Here is a 588-nt window from a genome sequence, read left to right on the forward strand (position 1 = left end):
CTGTTGACCGTGGTGCCGATCCTGGCGATGGAGTTGAAACCGCTGCGCGTCAATGTCGTGGCGCCAGGCGTCATCGACACGCCCTGGTGGGACTTTCTGGCCGAGGAGCAGAGGCAGGCGCTGTTTGCCGACTATGCCGGCAGGACCCCGGTCGGCCGCATCGGTCGCGCCGAAGACGTCGCCGCGACAATAGCCTTCCTCGTCTCCAACGGCTTCATGACCGGTCAGGTGCTGACCTGCGACGGCGGACTGCGATTTGCGGCCTAGCGTTCCTCGGGCGCCGACAGGCTTTCACCCTCAATTGGCTCTCTTTGGATCACCCCGCACGCTCTTTTCGCCGGGGCTGTCACCGCCCGGTCTCACCGCATCTGAAGCGGTCTTTTCCGGAACATAGGAATAATCAGGCGTATCAGCCCCATACATCTTGTTATCGATCGCCTCTTGCCAGCTGAAATCCGCGTCGGACGGTGAAACGTCGGCAATGTCATGGCGGGAGGAGCGAGAGTGCAGCCAGTTCGGGGTGATCTCTCGGACCAATTGTGCGAAGCGTCCCATCGAAACCGTTCCTTTCCTTGCCCTTTCCAGGAG

General features: G+C 61.4%; 2 protein-coding genes. One reads left to right on the top strand and one right to left on the bottom strand.

Translation table 11 applies throughout. From position 1 onward, the window contains the following. Positions 1–267: SDR family oxidoreductase (locus EN969_RS34330; RefSeq protein WP_127419941.1), on the top strand; the 267-nt coding region annotated here is incomplete at its 5' end. Positions 268–297: 30 nt separating this feature from the next. Here the strand turns inward: EN969_RS34330 and EN969_RS34335 are convergent. Further along, positions 298–588, bottom strand: a 291-nt coding sequence (locus tag EN969_RS34335; RefSeq protein WP_206525373.1) for a hypothetical protein, incomplete at its 5' end; no start/stop codon positions are given.

This window comes from Mesorhizobium sp. M7A.F.Ca.CA.003.01.2.1 (assembly GCF_003998945.1).
GTDB classification, from domain to species: domain Bacteria; phylum Pseudomonadota; class Alphaproteobacteria; order Rhizobiales; family Rhizobiaceae; genus Mesorhizobium; species Mesorhizobium ciceri.